Below are 17936 nucleotides of genomic sequence, written 5' to 3'. Positions count from 1 at the left end.
CGGTGCGCGCTCACCGAATGTCGAACGTCTGTTCGAACAAGACCAATGTAACCCCGAAATGCCCTTTCCTCAACCCCATACCGGGGTGATCGCCGCATGTGGTGCGGGACACGGGATCGGCCACGTGATCTCATAGGCTCATGAGCACCATCGACCAGTCCGGGCATCCCTCGGTGGCCAAGGTCGCGGCCGCGCTCGCCGAGGCGGGACAGCAGGACGCCGCGGACGGGATCCGGATCCTCCCCGCCGAAGTCCGCACGGCCGCGCAGGCCGCCGAAGCGCTCGGTGTCGAGGTCGGCGCGATCGCGAACAGCCTCGTGTTCCGCGGCCGCACCGGCGGGACGGAAACGGCCCTGCTCGCCCTGACCTCGGGCGCGCACCGCGCCGACACCGATCTTTTGGCCGCGCTGACCGGCGCCGACGAGATCGGCAAGGCGGACGCGGATTTCGTCCGCGCGCACACCGGGCAGCCGATCGGCGGCGTCGCCCCGGTCGGTCACCCGAAGGCGTTGCCCACCCTCGTCGACACCGCGTTAAGCGCCCACGACGTCGTCTGGGCCGCCGCCGGGCACCCGAAGTCGGTGTACCCCACGACGTTCGCTCGCCTCGTCGCGCTGACCGGGGGCACTCCCGCGGACGTCGCGGGCGACGGGCAGGATGGGCGCCCGTGACCGCGATGTCCTCGGAATGCACCCGCTACGTCCAGCTGTCCGCGGACGAGTTCCGCGCCCGGCTCCCCGAGGCGCTGACCATCTACGTCGACGCCATGCGCTACCCCGAAGGCACGGCCGAGCAACGCGCACCGATGTGGCTCACGCACGCGCTGCGCGAAGGCTGGCGCTGCATGGCCGCGCTCGACGCGGACGGCGTCCTGCTCGGGCTCGCCTACGGCTACAAGGGCCGTGGCGGCCAGTGGTGGCACGAACAGGTCCGCCACGGCCTGACCCGCCGCGAGGGCCAGGCCGCCGCCGAGCATTGGATGTCCGACTACTTCGAGCTCACCGAAATCCACGTCAGCCCCGAAAACCAGGGGAAGCGGATCGGCGAGGACCTCCTGCGACGGCTGCTCGACGGCGTGCCCAACGCCCACGTCCTCCTTTCCACGCCGGAGGGCACCAGCCGGGCCTGGAACCTGTACCGGCGCGTCGGCTTCGTCGATGTGCTGCGGGACTACCACTTCGCCGGGGATCCCCGGGCGTTCGCGATCCTCGGCCGGACGCTGCCGCTCTAGGGTTTCGAGTAGGCGACGGCGAGCGCGGCGATGAGCACCGCCGCGCCGCACCAGCCCACGGCGCCGAGCCGTTCACCGAGCAGGGCCATGGACAGCAGCGCGGCGGTCAACGGTTCCAGCAGGGCGGACAACGCGGCCAGCACGGGATGCGCGCCTTCGAGACCGCGGAAGTACGCGGCGTACGCCAGCGCCGTGGGCACGACGCCGAAGTAGACGACGAGCGCGAGCACGTCGGCCTGGACCGGCACGGCCATCCCGAACCACAACGCGGCGGGGGTGAGCGCGGCACCACCGATCAGACAGCCGAACGCCGTGGTGGGCAACGGATCCAGCCCCTCGACGCGGGTCGCGGTCACCAGCGTCAGCGCGGCGAACCCGGCCGCGGCGAGCAGGGCGAACAGCACTCCGGCGGCGTCGACCTCTTCTCCGGGCGTCCACTGCAGCAGCGCGAGCCCGGCGAAGGATCCGGCCAGTGACACCGCCGTCCACCGCGTGGGGAGTTTCTTGGTCCTGACGACCGTCGCGACGGCGAGCAGAACGGGTGCGCTGCCGATGGTGGTCATCGTCGCGACGCTCACGGAACTCAACGAGACCGCGGCGAAGTAACTGGTCTGGAAGAAGGCGAACAAGCCGCCGACCACCAGGAGGCGACGGCGGACCTGTGTCGTGCGGGGAAGGCCGCGGAGGCCCCCGGTGAGCCAGAGGTAGCCGGCGGCGATCACGCCGCCGATGAGCAGCCGGTACGCGGCGACGCTCAGCGGATGGAGTCCCGCACGGGAAGCGAGCAGGGATCCGGCGAGGCCACCGGTCCCCCACAGAACACCGGCGAGGACGAGTGCGGCCGACGATCGGGCGCGCGTGGGTACGGCAACGGACATGGGGAAACGCTCCTGCGTCTGTGTCGGTCGGAAAGGACGTCGACGACGCGGGGTGCTTCAGTGCAGCACGGATCGGCCGGGCGGCTGGAACGCCGCGCGGCCGGAGACACCCCGCTCAGGAAGCGGGCGGTGGGGTGACGAGAAAGATCCGGTGCACGCCAGGGAACGTATCAAGGCTTCGGGGCGGGGGCACGTGAATTGCGGCACTTGGTGGGCCACGGTGGTTGCGAGTGGCGATTCGGGTTCTGGTGGTACAGGAAGGGGGCCTTCCTGTACTTAGGCGACCGGGGCCCCGGCAAAGTCGCATAACCGCTGATCAGCGGGTGTTGTGGTGACAGAGGCGGGCTCGTCACAATGGCCTGCTGACGCCTTCTGGACTGTCCACAAGGGACGCTTTCGGGGCGACAGTGCCCGATTCGGGCGTCGCGACCCCGGTCGAGAACGTACATAACGCACCAAATGGACATCCAGCGATCGGACAGTGTCCTTTGTGGACACTCGACGCTCAAGACACCCTGCCATCCGCCCCCGCCGGAAGTCCGGTTCGAATCACCAAGAACGCCACCGACCAGCGGCTATGCGACTTTGCCGGACCCTGACCCAGGCGCAAGGAAGGGGTCCTTCATGTACCGGGGCCTTCACACGCCATCGCTGTGGCCGATGGTGTCGCTGAGGCTCGCGGTGATGTGCCGAGTCCGTGAAGGACCCCTTGAGGGACTCAGGGTCCCTCAAGGGGCCCTTCACGGACTTCGGCCGGCTCCCGCATCCGGAGAACCCCTCCGGATGCCATGAACGGTCCGTTCCTTGCGAAATTTGCAAGGAACGGACCGTTCATGGCACTACCGGGAGCGGATCAGTCCAGCGCGGCCAGCATCTCCCGCAGCGTGTCCAGCCCCATCCCGCCGAGCGCCAGCGCCCGCGTGTGGAACTGCTTGATGTCGAAGGCGTCTCCCTGCCGGGCACGGGCCTCGTCACGCGCGGCGAGCCACAGGCGTTCGCCGAGCTTGTACGACGGCGCCTGCCCCGGCCAGCCCAGGTAGCGGTCGATCTCGTCGTGCACGTGGGCCGGGTCGGTGACGGTCCGGGTGAGCATGAACTCCAGGCCCAGCTCGGGCGTCCACCGCTCGCCCTCGTGGAAGCCGGTGCCCGCCGGGATCTCCAGTTCCAGGTGCATGCCGATGTCGACGATCACGCGCGCGGCGCGGAACAGCTGCTCGGACAGCATGCCGAGCAGCTCGCCATCGTCGGCGAGGAAACCGAGGTCCTCCATGAGCCGTTCGGAGTACAGCGCCCAGCCCTCGGCGTGCCCGGAGGTGAACGCCAGCAGCCGCTGGTACTTGTCGAGTGAGTCCGACTGGTCGACCGCGGTCGCGATCTGCAGGTGGTGGCCCGGCGCGCCCTCGTGGTAGACGGTGCTGACCTCACGCCAGGTGATGAACTCGTCCCGGCCCGGCGGCAGCGACCACCACATGCGGCCGGGGCGGGAGAAGTCCTCGCTCGGGCCGGTGTAGTACGCGCCGACGGTGCCGCCGGGCGGGGCGATCTTGCACTCCAGCTCCATGACCCGGTCGGAGATGTCGAAGTGCTTGCCGCGCAACGACTTCAGCGCGTTGTCCGACAGGTTCTGCATCCAGGCCTGGAATTCGTCCCGGCCGCGGACGACGTACTTGGGGTCGGCGTCGAGGACGGCGGCCGCCTCGGCGAGGGTGGCGCCGGGTTTGATCCGGCCGGCGACCTCCCGCATCTCCGTCTCGATGCGGGTGAATTCGGCCCAGCCCCAGGCGTAGGCCTCGTCCAGGTCGAGGGCGGCTCCGGTGAACAGCCGGGACCACAGTTCGTACACCTCGGCGCCGACGGCGTCCTTGACCGGCGCCAGCGGGGCGAGTTCGGCGCGCAGGAAGCCGGCGAACTCCGCGTACGCCTCCTGAGCGGCGTGGGCGGCGTGGGCGAGTTCCGCGCGCAGCTTCTCGTCGACGTCCTTCGCGCCCGAGACCAGTGTCTCGAAGAAACCGGCGTCGTCCTTCAACCCTGCCCAGGTTTCCGCCTGTTCGGCGACCTTGCCGACCTGCCGCAACGCCGACACCCGGCCGTCGTCAGCGGCCGCGAGCAGCGAGGCACGGACACCGTCGAGCGCTTCGGGCACCTTCGCCATCCGGGCGGCGATCGTCGCCCAGTCCTCCGCGGTGTCGGTGGGCATGAGGTCGAAGACCATGCGCAGTTCCTGCACGGGGCTTTCGATCACGTTCAGCGCCGCGACGTCGAGACCTGCCTCGTGGATCTCCAGCTGCAACCCGATCCGCTCGGCGAACACCGCCTTGGCCGCGCGCTCGCCGTCGTCGGCGGGTTCGGCCGCTTCGATCTCGGCCAGCGCGCGGGCGGCGATCGCGGCCCTGGCCGCGTGTCCGGCAGGCGAGTAGTCGGTCAATCGGTCGTCGTATCCGGAGACGCCGAACGTCGTCGCGGCGACCGGGTCGGCCGCAGCGTACTCGTCGACGTACCGGTCACAGATCTGGTGCACACTTCGCGCGGTTGAAGCCATGACCGGCACGCTACCGGGACGGCGGGCGACTTCGGTACGGAGTTACGCCCGGGCCGGGACCAGTCCGAGCCTGCCGACCACCTCACGCGTGGCCTTGGACCGGTTGAACGTGTAGAAGTGCAGGTCAGGGACACCTTCGGCGATGAGCCGCTCGCACAGTTCGGTCACCGCGTCGATCCCTTCCGCGCGGAAGGCCTTCGGGTCCTCGGCCAGCGGTTCGAGCCGGTCCAGCAGCCGCCGCGGCGCCGGCGCGCCGGACAGCTTGATCGACGTGTGCAGCGTCCGCGGCGTGGTCAGCGGCATGATGCCGGGGATGACCAGCGCCTCGCAGCCGGTGGCCGCCACGCGGTCACGCAGGCGGAGGAAGTCTTCCGGCTCGAAGAACAGCTGCGCGATCGCGAAATCCGCGCCCGCGCGCAGCTTGCGCACGAGGTACTCGGTGTCGGCTTCGAGGTTCGCCGACCTCGGGTGGCCGTACGGGAACGCCGAGACGCCGACGCAGAAGTCGCCGAGCGAACGCACCAGCTCCACGAGTTCTTCGGCGTAGTTGAGCCCGTCCGGATGCGGGACCCAGTCGCCGTAGACGTCGCCCGGCGGGTCGCCGCGCAGCGCGAGGATGTTCCGCACGCCGACGGCGGCGTACCAGCCGATGACGTTGCGCAGTTCCGCGACCGAGTGGTTCACGGCGGTGAGGTGCGCCATCGGCACCAGCGTGGTTTCGGTGGCGACGCGGGCGATGCTGCGGATCGTGCCGTCCCGGCTGGAGCCGCCCGCGCCATAGGTGATCGACATGTACGCCGGGTCCAGCGGCTCGAGTTCCCGGATCGACTTCCACAGGACCGCCTCGTCGGCCGCGTCGCGAGGCGGGAAGAACTCGATGGAGAACACGGGTCCATCACCCTGCAACCGCTCGACCACCGACGTCATACCGCCATGTTAAGGGGGAAAGTCCGCTGGCTGGGAGCCCCCTCTCAGGCTGTGGGCATGCGACCTCGGCCACTCGCGAGCGGTTGCCGAGTGGCGCCTGCCTGGGGAGACTCGATGACGAGCACAGGGAGCCGCCATGAGCGCCGAAACCGACACCAGCTGGGACGAGGACGTCCGCGTCGCGGTCTACCGCGCGTTCGCCGAGCACGGGAGGCCACCGACGGCGCCGGAACTGGCCGACGCCGCCCACGGATCGCTCGCGGTGGCGAAACAGGCGCTGCACCGGCTCGCCCAGCGGCGGCATCTCGTGCTCGACGAATGCGAACACGTCGTGATGGCGCATCCGTTCGCGGCCATCCCACTGGGTTTCTCGGTGATGGGCGAGCGGACGCTGTGGTGGGGTGGCTGCGCGTGGGACGCGTTCGCGATCCCGCATCTGGTCAAGGCCGAACCCGAGGTGCTGGTGTCCACGCGCTGCCGCGGCTGCGGCGAACCGCGGGCCCTGCTGGTGAACGACCAGGTGCCGCCGCAGGGCGATCTGGTCGCGCATTTCCTGGTCCCGGCGGCCCGGATGTGGGACGACGTCGTGCACACCTGCGGGAACCAGCGCCTATTCTGCGGCGAGTCCTGTGTGGACGATTGGCTGGCGGAAACGGGGCAGGACAAGGGCTACGTCATGGACCTGGCGACGTTGTGGCGGCTCGCGGCAGGCTGGTACGAGGGCAGGCTCGACCACGGCTACACCCGCCGGGATCCGGCCGCCGCGGCCGCGTACTTCACCCACGCCGGGCTGAGCGGACCGTTCTGGGCCTAGACCAGGAACCGGAGGGCCGCGGTGACGACGACCCCGCAGAGGATCGCGGCGAGCACCGGCACGCGCAGCGCGTAGGTCACCGCGATCGCGGCCAGCCCCGCGCACAACGTCCAGTCGACCTCGGACCAGGCCGGACCGGTCACGTCGGTCAGCACGAGACCGGCCAGCAGGGCGGGCGCCAGCAACGCGATCACGCCCGCCACTCGAGGCGGCAGTGTCCGGTCGCCGAGCAGGACCGGGCCCGCCGCCTTGAAGCCGATGCTGACCAGCGCGACGGCGACGATGGCGATCCAGAGCGTCATCGCCGCACCCCCAAGCCCACCAGCGCGGCCGCCGACGCACCGATCAGCGCGAGCCCGACCGGGACGAACAGCACCAGGATCCCGGCCAGGCACGCGGCGAGCGCCGCGGTCCGGACCGCCTGGCGCGAACGGCGCAGTTCGTCGATGAGCAGGACCAGGAAGAAACCGGGGAACACGACGTCGAGCCCGAACCTCGCGACGACGTCCGGCGGCGGCGCGGCCAGGACGCCGAGCACCGTCCCCAGCACCCACGCGGGCAGCTGGACGAGGGTGCAGCCGATGAGTTTTTCGCGATCGAAACGCCCCTCGCCGAGGTGGGCGGCCACCCACGAACCGTCGACGACGGCCTGACCCTCCCACGCTCGGCGCAACCGTCCTCCGCGCAGATCCGCGGCGACGGCGGCGCCCATCGGCAGGAACCGGGCGTTGATCAGGGCCGCGGCGCCGACCGCGACGGCGATGTTGCCGCCGCCCGCGAGCGCGGTGGCCATCGCGAACTGGGCCGAGCCGGAGAACACGAGGATCGACGCGGCGATCGGGGCCGCGATCCCCCAGCCCAGGGTCTGGCTGTACGCGCCGAAGGTGACGCCGAGTACGAAGGTCGCGACACCCAGCCCGAGCCCGACGCGGGCGCCGGACAGATACTGCCGCCGGAACGTTGTCATGACCGGACACTAACAAGCTAAACTGAGTTTGACCATTAGGAGGATCGGTGGGCGGCCATTGGGACGGGTACGACAGCATCGGCGGGAGCGTGCCGTTGGACCTGGTCAACACCATTTCGTGGCGACGCGATCCGGCCCGGCGGGAAGACCGGCTTTCGGGCCCGGAACGGCTGTCCGAATGGGTCGTCCTGGTCGGCGCGGGCACCGAACGACTGGAGATTTCCGAGGCCGTCCTGGGGACCGTGAAGGCGTTCCGCGAGACGCTGTATCGCGTCCTCGTGTCGGATCCACCGGATGTCACGGCGCTGCGAAAGCCCCTGATCGAGGCATACCGGCACGCCTCGCTCCCGCCGTCATTGCCGCTGCGGTGGGTGGTGCCGCTGGAGAACGGCGACGCGCTGCCGCACTTCCTCGCGCTGGCGGCCGAGGACCTGCTCCGGGCCGGGGAGCTGGAGCGGATCCGGGAGTGCGAAGGGCCGGGCTGCGGCTGGGTCTTCACCGACCACACGCGCAACCGGTCGCGGCGCTGGTGCAGTTCTTCGGACTGCGGCAACCGGGCGCGGGCGAAACGGCACTACGACAAGACCCGCGGCTGACGTCTCTTTCGCCACACTCCACCGCACCCGACTGGGTCACGGAGACGTGCTTCCCGGAGGATGTGCTCATGGACACGTCCGCCTACGACGCCCATCTGCCCGCCCACGTCGAGCGGGCGCTGGCCGGATTCCTCGAGCGCGCCGGTGCCGAAATCCGCCGCACCGAACCGGTCGTCGGCGTCGGGATCGACGCGCTGGCCGGATTCGTACTGGGCGGCGGCAAACGCCTGCGCCCGACGTTCGCCTGGTGGGGCTGGCGCGGCGCGGGCGGCGATCCGGCGGGGCCGGACGTCGAAGGGGTGCTGCAGGCGGTGGCGAGCCTGGAGTTGATCCAGGCGTGCGCGCTGATCCACGACGACCTCATCGACTCCTCCGATTCGCGCCGCGGTTCGCCGACCGTGCACATCGCGGGCGCGAAGCTTCACGCCGACAGCGGCTGGCTGGGTTCGCCGAGCACGTTCGGGCTCGCGACCGCCGTGCTGGTCGGCGACCTGGCGCTGGCCTGGGCCGACGACATGTTCGGGGAGGCCCCGCTTCCGCCCGCGGTCCTCGCAGCGGCACGGCCGGCTTGGCGCGCGATGCGGACCGAGGTGCTCGCCGGGCAGTACCTCGACGTCCGCACCCAAGCCACCGGCGACGCCTCACCCGAGGCGGCGCTGCACATCTGCAAGCTCAAGACGGCCGCGTACACCGTCCAGCGCCCGCTGCACCTCGGTGCCGCGCTCGGCGGTGCCGACGACGCCCTGATCGCGACGCTGCGCGAGTTCGGCGACGAGGTCGGCGTGGCGTTCCAGCTGCGGGACGACCTGCTCGGCGTGTTCGGCGACCCGTCGGTCACCGGCAAGCCCGCGGGCGACGACCTGCGTGAGGGCAAGCGGACGCTGCTGGTCGCGCTGGGCCTCCAGCGCGCGGCCGAACAAGGCAAGGACGCGGCGGCGAAGGTCATCTCCGACGCCATCGGCGACGCCCACCTGTCCGAGGACGCCGTCGAGACCGTGCGCGAAGCACTCCAGGACGTCGGCGCGGTCGACGCGGTGGAACGCCGCATCGACGAACTCACCGACTCCGCGATGGCGGCTCTCGACCGCGCACACCTGGCCGAGCCCGCCCCCGCCGCGCTGACCGGGCTGGTCGTCAAGGCGACCCAGCGGACGTATTGATGCGCACTGTCACCGGTCCGAGTGACCACGTGGTGGTGATCGGTGGCGGCCTCGCCGGGCTGTCGGCGACGCTGCACCTGCTCGGCGCCGGACGCCGGGTGACCCTGCTGGAACAGGACAAGAGCCCCGGGGGCCGGGCGGGACAGGCGGATTTCGGCGGCAACACCGTCGACACCGGCGCCAGTGTGCTGACCATGCCCGAACTGCTCGACGAGGCCTTTTCCGCGGTCGGCGAATCCCTGTCGGACAATCTGACGCTGACGCGCCTCGACCCGGCCTACCGCGCGAGGTTCGCCGACGGCAGCACGATCGCCGTGCACACCGAGGCCGCGGCGATGGAGGCCGAGATCCGCGCGGCCGCCGGCCCGGCCGAGGCCGAGGGTTACCGCCGGTTGCGGCGCTGGCTGACCGAGTTGTACGCGGTGCAGAAGGACCATTTCATCGGCGCGAACTTCGACTCCCCGCTCGATCTCGTACGTCCGGAACTGGTGAAATTGGCCGTGCTGGGCGGTTTCGGACGGCTCGGCCCGAAGGTCGGCGAATTCCTGCGCGATGACCGCGTGCGCCGTCTCTTCTCCTTTCAGGCGCTCTACGCGGGACTCGATCCGGCGCGCACGATCGGCGCGTACGGCGTCATTTCCTACATGGACACCGTCGGCGGGGTCTACTACCCGTCGGGCGGGATGGGCGAGATCGCGCGAGCGATGGCGAACGCGGCCGGACGCGCCGGCGCGGAAGTGCGTTTCGGTACCGAAGCCGCTTGGCTGGAAAGGGTTTCCTCGCGGGTGCGCGCGGTACGGACCCGATCGGGCGAGCGGATCCCTTGCGACACCGTCGTTCTCGCGACCGAGCTCGGCACCGCGTACCGGCTGCTCGGCGCCCGCCCCCGGCGCCCGCTGCCGCTGCGGTACTCGCCGTCGGCCGTCGTGCTGCACGGCCACGCGCCGAGAACGTGGCCGGAATTGGGCCACCACACCATCTTCTTCGGCCACGCCTGGGAAAAGACGTTCTCGGAGATCATCCGCGAGGGCAGACTGATGAGCGATCCTTCGCTGCTGGTGACCCGGCCGACGGCGACCGATCCCGGCCTCGCCCCCGGCGGTGATCAGGTGATCTCCGTGCTCGCCCCGGCGCCGAACCTGCGCCGCGGCAAGATCGACTGGCGCCGGGTCGGGCCCGCCTATCGCGAGGAGCTCCTGCGCACGCTGGAAAAGCGCGGCCTGACCGGATTCGCTGAGGACTTCGCCGTCGACGAGACGATCACCCCGGAGGGCTGGGCGGCACGCGGGCTCACCGCGGGTACCCCGTTCTCGCTCGCGCACACCTTCGCCCAGACCGGCCCGTTCCGGCCGGGAAACCTGATGCGAGCGGCGGAGAACGTCGTTTTGGCGGGCTGCGGGACGACGCCCGGCGTCGGCGTCCCACCGGTGGTGATCTCCGGCAGGCTGGCCGCGGGAAGGGTCACCGGCCGATGAACGGACTCGACGCCGCGGCATCCCGTTGCTGCGCGAGGAATCCCGCGACCGCGCTCGTGCGCTACGAAGGCATTCTCGACGAAATCGCGGCCCTCGGTCACGACGTGCTGAACCCCCGCTCGGTCGTCACTCGCCACCGTCGGCTGAAAGTCGCACTGCCGAGGCTGCCGGCGAGCGCGTGGAGCAACTCCAGGCTTAGGGTGCGAACATGACCACTGCTGCGAACAGGAAGATCCGGATCGGTGTCCAGCTGCAACCGCAGCACGCCGACTACAAGGCCATCCGCCGGGCGGCTTCGGAGGCCGAAGACCTCGGCGTGGACATCGTCTTCAACTGGGACCATTTCTACCCGCTCTTCGGTGAGCCCGAGGGTCTGCACTACGAGTGCTGGACCATGCTGGGCGCCTGGGCGGAGTCCACGTCGCGGGTCGAGATCGGCGCGCTGGTGACGTGCAACAGCTACCGCAATCCCGAACTGCTGGCCGACATGGCCCGCACCGTCGACAACATCTCCGACGGGCGGTTGATCCTCGGTATCGGCTCCGGCTGGTTCGAGAAGGACTACGACGAGTACGGCTACGAGTTCGGCACCGCGGGCGGGCGGCTCGACGACCTCGCCGAGGCGCTCCCGCGCATCGAGAGCAGGCTGGGCAAGCTGAACCCGCAGCCGGTCCGGGACATCCCGGTGCTGATCGGTGGCGGCGGCGAGAAGAAGACGCTGCGCCTGGTCGCGAAGCACGCCGACATCTGGCACGGCTTCGGCGACCCGGAGGTCGTGGAGCGCAAGGTCAAGATCCTCGACCAGCACTGCGCCGACATCGACCGGGACCCGAAGGAGATCGAGCGTTCGGTCGGTGTCGAAGGCAAGCCCGAGGAGCTGGGCCCGAAGCTGCTGGAGCTGGGCGTCTCGATGTTCACCGTGGCGACCGGCGGGCCGGACTACAACCTGGACAAACTGCGGTCCTGGATCGCTTGGCGGGACAAGCAGCAGTCCTGACCCGCTTTCGCGCGCTAGGAAGGACCTTTCCTAGTCCCGGAGCCTCGAGTACATGAAGGACCCCTTCCTTGCGCTAGACGCCGGGAAGGGGTCCTTCATGTACTCGAGGCTGGGGCAAGGGGCCTTCACGGACCTCAAGGCCGCTGCCGACGGTGCGCAGCGACCCGCTCCCGAGTCGCACACCGCGTCGAGCAGTATCGCCGCGGGCTCCCCCCACCCAAATGCGCGAACGGCTTCCCACACCCCGAAGCCGCGCACAGCCCGCCCGGCGGCGCCTGACGGTCCGCCAGCAACACCGCCAGCGCCAGCGCGGACGAGGTCACCAGCCACGCGTCCCACGGCCCGTCGTCGTCGGCGTCCACATGCAGATGCCAGCCGAACCCGTCGGCGTGCTCGGTCAGGCGCGGCGGATGCGCGTAGCGGGCCAGCAGCCGGTTGAGAACCTCGGCCGCCTCCGCGGCGTCCCGCGCCGCGAACACCTCACGCAACTCCGTGGCCGCCTCACACAACGAAGCCACATCCGAAGGTGCCAACTCGACCGAGGTCTCGCCGTGCGCTTCCAGTACGGCACGAACCGACGCGACCGAGGGTTCCGGCGCGAGCAGGACCTCCAGCAGATCCACCGCCCGTTGCGCCGCCGCCCGCGCCGAACGGCCGGGCAGGAAATCCCGCTGCGCTGAAGTCATATCTCACTGTAACGTCTCGTCCATGAAAGGCCGTTACAGACTCGCCGTCTATTTGACCGGCGCGACGGTGGCCAGGACCGGGGACGAACTGTCCGGGCCGGCGTTGCTCCTGCTCGGCATGAGCGTCGACGGCTCGGCCGCCACCGGATCCGCGCTGCTCGCGGGCCTGACGGTCTCCGCGGCGGCGGGCGGGCCGCTGCTCGGGGCACTGCTCGACCGCAGCCGGCGGCCCGGCCGGCTACTGGCGTGGGCGCTGCTCACCTACGCGGGCGGGCTCGGCGCGGTGCTCGCGCTGGTCGAACTCCCCGTGGCGATCGCCGTGGCCGTCGCGGTGGGGCTGCTCAACCCCGCTTTGGCAGGCGGCTGGACGGCCCAGCTGCCGAATGTCCGCGGCACGACACCGCTGGCGAGGGCGAGCACCCTGGACGCGATGACGTTCACCGCGGCGAGCCTCGCCGGGCCGGGACTCGCCGGGCTCGTGGCCGCGTACGCCGGCGCCCCGGCCGCGGTGGCTCTCGCGATCACACTGGTCGCCATCGCCTTTCCCGCCGCATGGTCGCTCCCCGCGGCCGAGGCGAAGCCCGCGACACCGATCCGCCGTCAACTCGCCGACGGGTTCGCCGTCCTCTTCCGCAACCGCGCGCTGCTGCGGGCCACCGCCACGTCCACGGTGTCCTTCGTCGGCATCGGGGTCGCCGTGGTCTGCTATCCGCTGCTCGGCGCCCAACGGCTGGGGAATCCGGGTTTCGGCGCGCTTCTGCTCACCGTGCTGGCCGCCGCGTCACTGGTCGCGAACGCCGCACTGACCCGCAGGCCGCCGCCACCGGACCGCACCGTGCTCGCCGGCACCGTCCTGCTGGGCGCGAGTTTCCTGCTCGCCGCATCGGGGCACGACGTGGTGACCCTGCTGACCGCCGCCGTGCTCGCCGGATTCGCCGAAGGACCGCAGCTTTCGGCGCTTTTCGCCATCCGGCATCGCGAAGCGCCCGCGCGAGCGCGGGCTCAGGTTTTCACGACGGCGGCGAGCGTGAAGATCACCGGGCTCGCGGTCGGCGCGGCGGCCGCGGGACCGTTGAGCGCACTCTCCGTAACCACGGCGCTGAGTGCCGCGGCGGCGTGTCAGCTCCTCGCGGCCGCGACGTATGTGCTGGTCAGAACTAGAAGGCCATCGCCTGCGCGCGCCGCTTGACCTCGGTGCCGTGGCTGGTGCGGAGCGCGTTGACCGGGGTGGACCCCGGCAAGGTCTCGTCCGTGCCGAAGAGCCAGCGCAGCATCTCCGTCCGGGTGAAACCGGAGTCCGCGAGCACGGTGATGGTGCCCGCCAGACCCTTGACCACGCCATCCTTCACCAGGAACGCGACCGGGACGTACAGCTCGCCCTTCCGCCGGACGGCGATCAGCTGGCCGTCGCGCAGCATCTGGCGGACCTTGTTGGCTGAAACGTTCAGCGCGGTCGCGACCTCCGACAGCGGGAGAACGGGCACATCTGCACCGAGAACGTCGTCGGCGACGGGAATACCACTCACAGGTGACACTGTGCCACATTCCGTCTCCCGCTCCATTGGTACGCATGGGTGGCGACGCGGTCATCACGGAGAGTGCCCTCCTTGTCACGTTTACCGCCGATTCGACGAAAAGACGGAAATCGTGATCCCCGGCGCGCCAGGTCCCGTACACCACGACATGGGTACTTCCGTACGATCCATAGCCGTGACACGCACGGATCCCACTCTGGTGGGCACTCTGCTCGAGGGCCGCTACCGGGTGGACAAGCTGCTCGCACGCGGTGGGATGTCGTCGGTGTACCGCGGCGTCGACACCCGCCTGGACCGCCAGGTCGCCATCAAGATCATGGACCCGCGGTTCGCCGACGACCGGTCGTTCGTCGAACGCTTCGAACGGGAGGCCCGCTCGGCGGCGCGCCTGCATCACCCGCACGTGGTGGCGGTGCACGACCAGGGTTTCGACACCCCCGGCGGCGAGGAGTCCGGCCGCGCGTTCCTGGTCATGGAACTCGTCGACGGCGGGACCCTGCGTGAACTGCTCGCCGAACGCGGCCCGCTGGATGTCGCGCTCGCCCTGAGCATCACCGAACCGGTGCTCTCCGCGCTGGCCGCGGCGCACGCCGCCGGTCTGGTACACCGCGACGTCAAACCGGAGAACGTGCTCATCGGCCGCGGCGGCACCGCGCTTTCGGGCGGCGTGGTCAAGGTGGCCGACTTCGGCCTGGTCCGCGCGATGGCCAGCGCGGGCACCACGAGTTCGAGCGTCATCCTCGGCACCGTCGCCTACGTCTCGCCCGAACAGGTCTCCACCGGCGCGACCACCTCGCGCGGCGACGTCTACTCGGCCGGGATCCTGCTGTACGAAATGCTCACCGGATGCCCGCCGTACACCGGCGACACCGCCCTTTCGGTGGCGTACCGGCACGTCAACGACGACGTCCCGCGCCCGAGCGAGTTGCGGCCGGGGATCCCGCCGTCGCTGGACGAACTGATCCTGCGCGCCACGCGCCGCGACCCCGAACGGCGCCCGGCCGACGCCGCGGCGTTCCTCGCCGAGCTGAACCACCTGCGCACCGTCCTCGGCGTCCCGGCGGTCCCGGTGCCCGTGCCGTTGCCCGCGGACGCCGACCGGGAGACCGACGCCGAACGCACCACCCCCGGCATTCCCGCCGTCCCGGCGGCGAACGCGGCCCTGGCCACGACGGTGCTGGCCCCGGTCGCCGAGGCGACCATGCCGGTCACCGGCCCGCGCGGAACGCAGGCGCTACTCCGTGAACCGCCGCCCGCCGCTCAGCCGCCGCGCACCCCGCCCCCTCGGCCCAACCCGGCCGCGGACGACGAGCGGCCGGGTTCGCGCAAACGTCTGTACCTGATGATCGCGGCCGCGGTGGTGATCCTCGGCGGCCTGATCGGCGCGTTCGCTTTCATCCTCAACGACTCCGGCCCCGGCTCGTCATCGGTGCCGAAGCTGGCCGGGATGAACCAGGCCGCCGCCGGTGACGCGCTCCGGTCGGCGAAACTGACCCCGGCCTACACCGAGGAGTACAGCGACACCACCGCGCAGCACACGGTGATCCGGTCCGATCCCGCGGCGGGCACGTCGCTCGCGCCGGGCGCCACGGTCAACGTCGTGCTGTCGAAAGGCCGTCCGATCGTGCCGGACATCCGGGCCGGGACGAGCCAGCAGGACGCCGAGACGGCGATCAAGGCCGCGCAGCTGACCCCGGTCCAGGGCGAACAGGAGTACAGCGACGTCGCCAAGAACAAGGTGATCCGCGTCGACCCGAGCCCCGGTTCGCAGCTGAACATCGGCGGGCAGGTCACGATCATCCTGTCGAAGGGCCCCGAACCGCTTCCGCCGGTTCCGGACGTCACGGGCCAGAGCAAGGACGCCGCCTTCCAGATCCTGCAGCAGGCGGGCTTCCAGCCGTTCCAGGCAGGCGAGGAGTTCTCCGACCAGTTCGCCGCCGGTCAGGTGATCCGTACCGACCCCAAGGGCGGCGGGAAGGCGAGCAGCCGCCGGATCGGGGTGTTCGTTTCGAACGCCGTCGAAGTGCCGAACGTGACGTTCAAGCGGATGGAGGAGGCGTTCCAGATCCTGCGACAGGCAGGGCTGGAGCCTGACCGTCAAGGTCGCGGAAACGGCAACGGGAACGGGAACGGAAACGGTGGTTTCGACTTCGTCCTACAGCAGGATCCGCAGCCGGGCACCAAGGTGCCGAAGGGCACGAAAGTGAAGGTCAGAGGCTTCGGATGACGCGAAAGGTGCGCTGAAACCGTTCAGTACCGGCATGGTCATCGGATACCGTGAAGCGCATGGTGGTCGTTGACGGCGTGAGCGGCAGGTCGGACAGGTTCACCCCGCGTTCTGCCGCGCCCGGTCCACGATGAGCTTCTTCACCGACGGTCCGCGCAGCCGCCCGCTGTTCCCGGTGCCGGAACAGGAACTGTTCGGCTACAACGGCCGCCCCTGGGTGGAGACGCCGCACGAGTACATCGTGCCGGCGATCCTGCCCTGGTCGATGCCGCTGGGCCGCGCCGAACGGACCATCGTGGCGCTGCGCGGCATCGAGGTGTGGCCGGAGTCGGTGTCCTTCCAGCTGTCGGTGTACTCGCGGGATCTCCTGCCCGGCGATCCCGGCGAAGGCCTCATCGACCACCGCCGGGTCCCCGACTACAACGCGCTGCTGGTCGGGGTGCTCTTCCCCGACGGCAGGCGGGCCAGTTCGGAGACCATCTCCGTACCGTCGGCCACCAAACCGGATCAGCCGGTACTACGCGCGCAGGGGCTGAGCGGTTCGGCCTTCCACGTCGACCACGAGATCTTCCTGTGGCCGCTGCCGCCCGACGGGCCGCTGGAGTTCGTCGTCCAGTGGCTCGAACGCGACATCGAGGAAACGCACACCGCGCTCGACGGCACCGCGATCCGCGACGCCGCCAAGGAGGCCGGCGAGATCTGGCCGGGCCTGCCCGGCAGGGAGGCGCACGGACTGCCGGTCCGCCGGGTGGGCGCGCAGGCGATGATCACCCCCGCCTGGCCCCGCGAATCGCAGGCCCCGCCTCCGCTGCCCCGGCCGCAACGGTCGTCCCCGCCGCCCGCCGAGGCGACAGCGGATCAGCCGCGACGCGGTGCGCCGCTGCCGACCCGCCTCCCCCGTCGGGCTCGCTGAAGACCGGTAACTCGTATCTCACGTGCTTCCAGCCGGAACTCGCGTGATTGAGGGCGGAACTCATGAGTCACGGCTTCGATCACGTGAGTCACGGCTTCAAACACGTGAATAACGGGTTCCGGGCTTCTTGCGGTAGGGCTCAGCGGAACGCTTCGACGTTCGCCACCGCCCACTCCGCATAGGTGATGCCAGGCCGTCCGGTGAGCTCCTGGACGACGCCCGTCGGCTTGTCGGGGTTTTCGGTGAAGTACGCGAAGCCGTCGAGCAGCCACTCGGCGATCTCCGCCGGGATCCCGGCGGCGGCCCACTGCTTGTCCGCCTCTTCCCGGGTGAGCTCGTGGAAGGCGACCTCCTCCCCGAGCGCGGCCGAGATGGCGGCGACCTGTTCGCGCTGGCTGACCGCCTCCGGGCCGCTCAGCGTGTGCTTCTTGCCGACGTGCCCCTCGGTCAGGATGACGTGCGCCGCGACGGCGGCGATGTCCGCGAGGTCGATCGGCGTCATCCGTGATTCGGGGTAGGCCTGCCGGACCACGCGCTCGGCCTTGATCGTCTCCGCCCAGCCGAGGGTGTTGTTCATGAACGCGCCCGGCCGCAGGAAGGTCCAGTCGAAGTCCGCCTCCCGGACCGCCTTCTCGATGATCGCGTAGTCCACGCCGCTCGAGTTCTCCACCGGGTCGTCGGCGTTGCTGCCCGACAACGCCACCACCCTGCGCACGCCGGCCTCCTTCGCCAGCTTCACGAAGTCGTCCACCTTGGCCGCCAACGGGGCCAGGTACACGGTTTCAATGCTCTTGAGCGCTTCCGGCAAGGTTTCCGGTTTGCCCAGGTAGCCCTTGGCGACCTCCACCTGCTCCGGCAGCGCCGCCTTCACCGGGTTGACGGTCAGTGCCCGGACCGGCGCTTCGGCGCGCACTAGTTCGTCGACGAGCAGTCTGCCGACGCTTCCGGTCGCACCGGTCACCAGGATCGTCACGATTCCCCACTCCTTTTC

Annotated in this window: 18 protein-coding genes; 10 read left to right on the top strand and 8 right to left on the bottom strand. The window is 70.3% G+C overall.

Going from position 1 to position 17936, the window contains the following annotated elements; genetic code table 11:
• The first annotated feature begins 140 nt into the window (after positions 1 to 140).
• Together ACZ6DT_RS29760 and ACZ6DT_RS29755 are read left to right on the top strand one after the other, a co-directional pair.
• The gene (locus tag ACZ6DT_RS29760; RefSeq protein ID WP_465601467.1) at positions 141 to 671 is read left to right on the top strand and encodes a YbaK/EbsC family protein; all 531 of its coding nucleotides are present in this window, start codon (positions 141 to 143) and stop codon (positions 669 to 671) included.
• The gene (locus ACZ6DT_RS29755; protein ID WP_465601464.1) at positions 668 to 1231 is read left to right on the top strand and encodes a GNAT family N-acetyltransferase; all 564 of its coding nucleotides are present in this window, start codon (positions 668 to 670) and stop codon (positions 1229 to 1231) included. The genes ACZ6DT_RS29760 and ACZ6DT_RS29755 overlap by 4 nt, the downstream gene beginning before the upstream one ends.
• Here ACZ6DT_RS29755 and ACZ6DT_RS29750 read toward each other — a convergent pair.
• The 3 genes from ACZ6DT_RS29750 to ACZ6DT_RS29740 all read right to left on the bottom strand — a co-directional run bounded on the left by ACZ6DT_RS29750 (position 1228) and on the right by ACZ6DT_RS29740 (position 5575).
• On the bottom strand, positions 1228 to 2109 hold the full coding sequence (locus ACZ6DT_RS29750) for a DMT family transporter (RefSeq protein WP_465601461.1): 882 nt from the start codon (positions 2107 to 2109) through the stop codon (positions 1228 to 1230). The genes ACZ6DT_RS29755 and ACZ6DT_RS29750 overlap by 4 nt on opposite strands.
• 853 nt (positions 2110 to 2962) lie before the next feature.
• Entirely contained in the window at positions 2963 to 4648 is a 1686-nt protein-coding gene (locus ACZ6DT_RS29745; protein WP_465601458.1) for a DUF885 domain-containing protein, read from the bottom strand.
• Positions 4649 to 4690: 42 nt separating this feature from the next.
• Complete coding sequence (locus tag ACZ6DT_RS29740) at positions 4691 to 5575, bottom strand: methylenetetrahydrofolate reductase (RefSeq protein ID WP_465601455.1); 885 nt, start codon at positions 5573 to 5575, stop codon at positions 4691 to 4693.
• Between the two features lie 136 nt (positions 5576 to 5711).
• Here ACZ6DT_RS29740 and merB point away from each other — a divergent pair, with 136 nt between their 5' ends.
• Positions 5712 to 6389, top strand: a complete 678-nt coding sequence (gene merB / locus ACZ6DT_RS29735; protein WP_465601453.1) for an organomercurial lyase — start codon at positions 5712 to 5714, stop codon at positions 6387 to 6389.
• Here merB and ACZ6DT_RS29730 read toward each other — a convergent pair.
• On the bottom strand, positions 6386 to 6691 hold the full coding sequence (locus ACZ6DT_RS29730; protein ID WP_465601450.1) for an AzlD domain-containing protein: 306 nt from the start codon (positions 6689 to 6691) through the stop codon (positions 6386 to 6388). The genes merB and ACZ6DT_RS29730 overlap by 4 nt on opposite strands.
• Positions 6688 to 7356, bottom strand: a complete 669-nt coding sequence (locus ACZ6DT_RS29725) for an AzlC family ABC transporter permease (protein WP_465601447.1) — start codon at positions 7354 to 7356, stop codon at positions 6688 to 6690. The genes ACZ6DT_RS29730 and ACZ6DT_RS29725 overlap by 4 nt, the downstream gene beginning before the upstream one ends.
• A 47-nt stretch (positions 7357 to 7403) precedes the next feature.
• Here ACZ6DT_RS29725 and ACZ6DT_RS29720 point away from each other — a divergent pair, with 47 nt between their 5' ends.
• The 4 genes from ACZ6DT_RS29720 (at position 7404) to ACZ6DT_RS29705 (ending at position 11584) form a co-directional block, all read left to right on the top strand.
• Positions 7404 to 7952: a CGNR zinc finger domain-containing protein gene (locus ACZ6DT_RS29720; protein ID WP_465601445.1), complete on the top strand. Its 549-nt coding sequence runs from the start codon at positions 7404 to 7406 to the stop codon at positions 7950 to 7952.
• 68 nt (positions 7953 to 8020) lie between these two features.
• Positions 8021 to 9112, top strand: a complete 1092-nt coding sequence (locus tag ACZ6DT_RS29715) for a polyprenyl synthetase family protein (RefSeq protein ID WP_465601442.1) — start codon at positions 8021 to 8023, stop codon at positions 9110 to 9112.
• Entirely contained in the window at positions 9112 to 10587 is a 1476-nt protein-coding gene (crtI, locus tag ACZ6DT_RS29710; RefSeq protein WP_465601439.1) for a phytoene desaturase family protein, read from the top strand. The genes ACZ6DT_RS29715 and crtI overlap by 1 nt, the downstream gene beginning before the upstream one ends.
• Positions 10588 to 10795: 208 nt before the next feature.
• Positions 10796 to 11584, top strand: a complete 789-nt coding sequence (locus ACZ6DT_RS29705) for an LLM class F420-dependent oxidoreductase (protein WP_465601437.1) — start codon at positions 10796 to 10798, stop codon at positions 11582 to 11584.
• A gap of 134 nt (positions 11585 to 11718) precedes the next feature.
• Here the strand turns inward: ACZ6DT_RS29705 and ACZ6DT_RS29700 are convergent, their stop codons facing one another.
• Complete coding sequence (locus ACZ6DT_RS29700; protein WP_465601434.1) at positions 11719 to 12270, bottom strand: CGNR zinc finger domain-containing protein; 552 nt, start codon at positions 12268 to 12270, stop codon at positions 11719 to 11721.
• Between the two features lie 22 nt (positions 12271 to 12292).
• On the opposite strand from ACZ6DT_RS29700, the gene ACZ6DT_RS29695 reads away from it, so the two are divergent.
• Positions 12293 to 13459, top strand: coding sequence for an MFS transporter (locus ACZ6DT_RS29695; protein ID WP_465601431.1), 1167 nt, complete (start codon positions 12293 to 12295; stop codon positions 13457 to 13459).
• Here ACZ6DT_RS29695 and ACZ6DT_RS29690 read toward each other — a convergent pair.
• Entirely contained in the window at positions 13428 to 13796 is a 369-nt protein-coding gene (locus ACZ6DT_RS29690; protein ID WP_465601428.1) for an Rv2175c family DNA-binding protein, read from the bottom strand. The genes ACZ6DT_RS29695 and ACZ6DT_RS29690 overlap by 32 nt on opposite strands.
• Positions 13797 to 13980: 184 nt before the next feature.
• Here ACZ6DT_RS29690 and ACZ6DT_RS29685 point away from each other — a divergent pair, with 184 nt between their 5' ends.
• Both ACZ6DT_RS29685 and ACZ6DT_RS29680 read left to right on the top strand, forming a co-directional pair.
• Positions 13981 to 16032: a Stk1 family PASTA domain-containing Ser/Thr kinase gene (locus ACZ6DT_RS29685; RefSeq protein WP_465601426.1), complete on the top strand. Its 2052-nt coding sequence runs from the start codon at positions 13981 to 13983 to the stop codon at positions 16030 to 16032.
• 130 nt (positions 16033 to 16162) lie between these two features.
• Positions 16163 to 16945: a hypothetical protein gene (locus tag ACZ6DT_RS29680; RefSeq protein WP_465601423.1), complete on the top strand. Its 783-nt coding sequence runs from the start codon at positions 16163 to 16165 to the stop codon at positions 16943 to 16945.
• Between the two features lie 139 nt (positions 16946 to 17084).
• Here ACZ6DT_RS29680 and ACZ6DT_RS29675 read toward each other — a convergent pair whose 3' ends face one another.
• Positions 17085 to 17918: an NAD(P)H-binding protein gene (locus ACZ6DT_RS29675; protein WP_465601420.1), complete on the bottom strand. Its 834-nt coding sequence runs from the start codon at positions 17916 to 17918 to the stop codon at positions 17085 to 17087.
• Positions 17919 to 17936: the final 18 nt, after the last annotated feature.

The organism is Amycolatopsis sp. NPDC041971, assembly GCF_055588925.1.
This window is presented reverse-complemented; position numbering and strand designations above follow the sequence as displayed.